Source organism: Glutamicibacter sp. HZAU (assembly GCF_004100365.1).
Lineage (GTDB): Bacteria > Actinomycetota > Actinomycetes > Actinomycetales > Micrococcaceae > Glutamicibacter > Glutamicibacter nicotianae.
This window is the reverse complement of sequence record NZ_SCKZ01000020.1, coordinates 1-4,948: the sequence shown is the minus strand read 5'-3', so window position 1 is coordinate 4,948 and position 4,948 is coordinate 1. Positions and strand designations below refer to the sequence as shown.

Sequence of the window (4,948 nt, the reverse complement as noted above, 5' to 3'; positions counted from 1 at the left end):
GGGTCTGCTGATGGTTTGGTTGACACCCAGGTTTACGCTGCCAGAGCGACAGACTCGATCATTGTAGCCTCGAATTGGATCGGGGTCATTCTCCCCAAACGTCGTTGCTTGCGCTTGCGATGATACTTCCCCTCCAGCCATCCGATAATGGCCAGACGAAGTTGTTGGCGGGAGGACCACCAACGGCGGTCCAGCACGTTCTTCTGCAACAGGCTGAAAAACGACTCCTTGGCTGCATTGTCGCCGGCTGCCCCGACCTCGCCCATGGAACCGACTAGCCCGTGGCGTTCCAGCGTTTGAGTGAATTTCCTGGACCGGAACTGGCTGCCGCGGTCGCTGTGGACCTTAACTCCGCGCGGGTGGCCACGGTGCGCCGCAGCCATTTCCACGGCGTTGACAGCCAGATGGGCCTTCATCCTCGAATCCATTGAATAGCCAACGATCCGGTTACTGAACACGTCCTTGATCGCGCACAAATACAGCTTTCCTTCGCCCGTGTGGTGCTCTGTAATATCGGTCAGCCACAACTGGTTAGGCCGCTCGGCGGTGAAGTTCCGCCGCACCAAGTCATCATGCACCGGTGGACCAGCTGGCGAGTATTTACGCTGGCGTTTGCTGATCACTGAGCGGATCCCTGCCTTGCGGCATAATCGCCAGACCCGGCGCTCGGAAATTTGGTATCCGGCGTCTTCCAGGTCATCGGCCAGCACACGGTACCCTCCCTCGGGGTCCTCCTCGTGAAGCTCGTGCAGCTTGCCAATCAGCTCCTGCTCTTCGATTTCCCGGGCGGAGACCGGGCTCTTCAGCCACCTGTAATACGCCTGGGTGCTGAATCCCAAGACCCGACACGCCACTGCCACTTCGAATATGTTTCCTGCCTGTTCTGGCGGCTAATTCTTGATTGATGCGGGCCCATTATTTTGGGGAACGGATATGCGGCTGGGAGAGGTAGGCTGCGGTCTTGCGCAGCACCTCGTTCTCCATTTCGAGCTCACGGATGCGTTTGAGCGCTTGGGACATTTCCTTGCGTTCGTCAGCATCGGAGGACGGGGTCATGCCGTGGATTGGTAGCGGGCATCACGGACCCAGGTTTGCAGTGCGGTCTTGGAGACTCCCAGATCCGCGGAGACTTGCTTCTGGGATATCCCCGACTCCACGAGAGCGACGGCGTCTTTCTTGAATTCTTCGGTGAAGATTCTTGGCATGGTTTTTGTTCCTTCGTTTGAGCATAACCATAGCTGGGTTATGCGGTCGAAGTGTCAACCAAACCTTCAGCAGACCCTTTGCTGCAGTTCCGGGGCCAGTCCTACCGAGTGAAGAACGCGTTGATGAGATGAGTGCGGTGGCGCCATGGCCTCGCGCCAGCAGGTGTCCTGAAGTCCAGCAGGCAGGCTTGCTCAGTGCTGAATTTCCGTCGTCGTCCTGAAACGTTCAGTGTTGAATCCTGCATTGACCTGTGTATTTGAGTATTCAGGTCGGTGCAGGGTTCAGTCCGTGCTGAAATGGCTTACTTTTGAGCCGAAGTGGCCTACTTTTAAGCGCTTTAATGGCCTACTAAAACTTGACGAAACACATTGTTGTATCCGGATTGCTGCGGAATATGGGGGAACATGCCGCCCAAGTGGGTGCGGGCGTAGCGGATCCACCGGGTTTCGGAGCAGTCCCCGTGCGGCAAGTGCTGGGCCGCGGCAAGGCAGAGCAGTTCCGCGTCGGTGAGCAGTTGGCGGCGGCCACGCCGCTGCCTGGTGGGCAGGGTCGGGATGACATGGTCGGTGATGAACACGTAGAGTGTTGTCAGGAGGGTGTTTAGGTTTTTGTTCACACCATAACTCTTAACACTCTCCACCAAGCTTTAAAAGCCCCCTGACCAGATTTTTTGTTCTGTTCAGGGGGCTTTTCTTTGGGTCCGGGTTATTAGGACTTATTCATCTAGGGCAAATGCCACAATCAAGCGTTGATCGCTTTGGCCCACCGCCGACTGACGGCGTTCTTTGCGATGATCCGGGACGGGTCACTTTATGATGTTCCGGAGCTGAAAATTGCTTGACTTTAAACATAGGGGGCACCCCTCAACTTTGAAGCGTCGATTAAGGGTGGAGAAGCCATACTTCTCCACCCGTAGATTTCCCTACGATGGATTGCCTCTACAATGCTCTGAACCCGGGGGAAACCCTGAAAGGCTTCTTTGTTACGGGTTTCACTCGGTGGCCGAGACGATTGATTATTTCTAAAGCTTGTTCTACAGATTTTCCTGTTCCCGACATACAGACATCAAAATGATCCTTCTCATGTCGGGCCACGTGACCATGTACACCGAGCTTTGGAATTTGCGAGATGAGTTTACGTCTAGCATCTGCTTGTCGGTTTTCTTCAATCACCACTCGAACCGTACGCCAAATTGTATTTTGGATAATGGGCAAGGGCGCGATAGCGACGCTGGCCGCTGTTTCCGACGTAAACAATCGCAGTACCTGAGATAATGCAAAGTACCAATTAGAAGAATTTTCCAGCACATGAGAATCAGGGAAATAATGATCCACGATGCTTGCGGGGACGTTGATGCTCTCGCCCTTGCCAGGATAGACGTGAGGACCTAACCCAGCCGAGGGATTAATCTCGTTCACCATTGCCACGGCCGAATTATCCGTAGGGCTCAAGGTCAACACATCCACGCCTCCGTGCTGAAGTCCACGGACACCTTTAATAGTGTCGATTGCCATTTGTGAAATCTTTGGTGAAAGTCGATCAGTTACGTCCACACTGTCACCACCCTTGGAAATATTTGCAGATTTCCGCAAGAAGACAGTTTCTCCTGATTTGACGATTGACTCTAAGTCAAGCCCCAGAGTGCTCAGCGTTTCGTGCACTTCTTCATCAACCACAATTTTACAGCCACCCAAATGTGGGTTGACTTTCCGGGCGTGGTTTTTAATGTCGATGAGTTCTTCAATATTGTGCTTACCGTCGCCCGTTATGTTTGCAGGCGACATGCTGCTAGCAGCGATCACTCGATCTCCAGCTACAAACACTCGGACGTTATTGCCCTGTACATGTTCCTCGACGAGAAGTTCTGGACATCTCAAATCATCGATGAGGTGGTCCAATAACCGTCGAAATGTTATTGTATCGGGAACCTTCGGGAATACACCCTTAGCTTTTGCCCATGAGTTGGGCTTAAGGCAAACTGGGAACCCGAGCTCTTCCGCATAAGCCAAAATTTCTTTCCGGTCAAAGGGTGGCGAAAAATATCGTCCCTTGGGAGTCGGAACCTTTGCTTTCTCCAGTAAGTTTTTTGTCGCCTGCTTGTCGTCACAGATTTTTGCGATTCCATCTTGCTCGGCACCAGCAAGGCGAGTCTGCCGGAAATGAAGTGTCTTCCGACCATCCGAAATTGAATAGCGGGCGTTAGGTTGCAATTGCACCCGAAGACCTCTACGCCATGCCTCTAACGGAATCAATGCCCACAAACTGTTAGAAAGTGGGAAGAAATTCGATCCCAAATCATCCCACTTCTGGAATTCTGACAAACTCATGATGTCCCCTTGTTCAAGTACCTTAACTGCAGCCTTGTTATTGGAAGTCTATTCAATATGCATAGCCATCTTACCGGAATGATCGGAACGCGCCGATGGCATGCTAAGTACTTAGAGGGGATATTCTCTAAGGTGTATGCTCAGCCGGGTGAACGAATAAATTTCGTATCAACCTACCCCCAGCCCCAATGCCTTTTACTGGCTCTTCAGATTTCAGAGTGTAAGCGAGACCTAAACCCGCCAGCTTCCAGCAATGACCGAGCAATATAATGCGTCAGATTCCTGAACCCCAACGCGATACCCCGCAAATGCTCCTGGGGTTAGCCTGACCCTTCTATGGGTTCTGTCAAGGGACCAGCGCGCGTAGCCGACGAAAAACTTTCCGAACGATGTACCGTTTCAGCACCCGTCTGATTTCCCGGTAGCTCAGCCCCTCGGCCTTGCGTTTCTCCACGTAGTCCTTGGTCTAAGGATCGAACTGCATCCGTACCTTGGCAATGACGTCCACCGCTTGATTCAGCATCCTGTCACCATGCCGATTAAGCCGGTGCCGTACCGTGTTCCCGGAGGATGCCTGCAACGGAGCGACCCCAGACATAGACGCGAATGCAGCTTCAGAATGAACTCTGCCTGTGTGCGAGTAAGCGATCAGGATCCACGCAACAGTCACCGGCCCGTACCCGAACTCGGTGGCCAGCTCACCATGCCGCCACCGATGGAACAGCAAGCCAATACTCTGTTGAAGCAGGAATAGCAGTTGCGCTTCTGGTGCACTTTCATGGATCAGTAGCCGGCGCTGCCTACCGCCAGAAACGATCTTCCCCGCCGTGGAAAACAGCCGGTACCGCCACCGTTTCAAATCCCAGCAACTTGCCTCATGCCCGCTGGGCAGCACGGCCAGCTGCAACCAGGCCACCAGATTCAGTGCAAGCATCGCCAGGTCCGCCCACGCCTGATTCGCGGCAAAAGACCAATACGGAAGCTTGCCCAGCCCCGCATTCTTCAACGTCTTGATCCTGTTCTCGCACCGGCCCCGCGCCCGATGCCGGGCATCGAGGAATGCCACGTTGAACCGCGGGCTATTGGTCAAGAACGCCGTGACACGGTTCCCGTCAGTATCGAACAAGTTCGCTTTCGCCCCGGGATGCAAGGGCTCGGCCCGCAAATAGATTCTTGTCCCGGGCGGGTAGTCCTTCAGCTCGATCACCTTGCTCGCGTCGATCACCCACGCGTTATCACGTTGGACACCGTCAGCGTCCAGGGCTGGTTCCCAGAACTTCTTCTCATCGATCCACCGGATGAAGGGTCTGCTGAAGGTTTGGTTGACACTTCGACCGCATAACCCAGCTATGGTTATGCTCAAACGAAGGAACAAAAACCATGCCAAGAATCTTCACCGAAGAATTCAAGAAAGA

The 4,948-nt window shown here is 53.6% G+C and carries 1 protein-coding gene and 4 pseudogenes; all 5 read right to left on the bottom strand.

All coding sequences use genetic code 11. The annotated features are described in order from the left end of the window. Nucleotides 1-32 precede the first annotated feature (32 nt). A pseudogene (locus tag EKH49_RS16270) lies at nucleotides 33-1,205 on the bottom strand (IS3 family transposase). A 359-nt stretch (nucleotides 1,206-1,564) separates the two neighbouring features. After that, nucleotides 1,565-1,822, bottom strand: a pseudogene (locus EKH49_RS16265) (IS982 family transposase); the annotation flags it as partial. Between the two features lie 322 nt (nucleotides 1,823-2,144). Further along, the gene (locus EKH49_RS16260) at nucleotides 2,145-3,533 is read right to left on the bottom strand and encodes a hypothetical protein (RefSeq protein ID WP_128471669.1); all 1,389 of its coding nucleotides are present in this window, start codon (nucleotides 3,531-3,533) and stop codon (nucleotides 2,145-2,147) included. 346 nt (nucleotides 3,534-3,879) lie between these two features. After that, a pseudogene (locus EKH49_RS17010) lies at nucleotides 3,880-4,230 on the bottom strand (transposase); the annotation flags it as partial. Beyond that, nucleotides 4,225-4,836 (bottom strand): annotated as a pseudogene (locus EKH49_RS16255) (transposase); the annotation flags it as partial. The pseudogenes EKH49_RS16255 and EKH49_RS17010, both read right to left, overlap by 6 nt. Nucleotides 4,837-4,948: the final 112 nt, after the last annotated feature.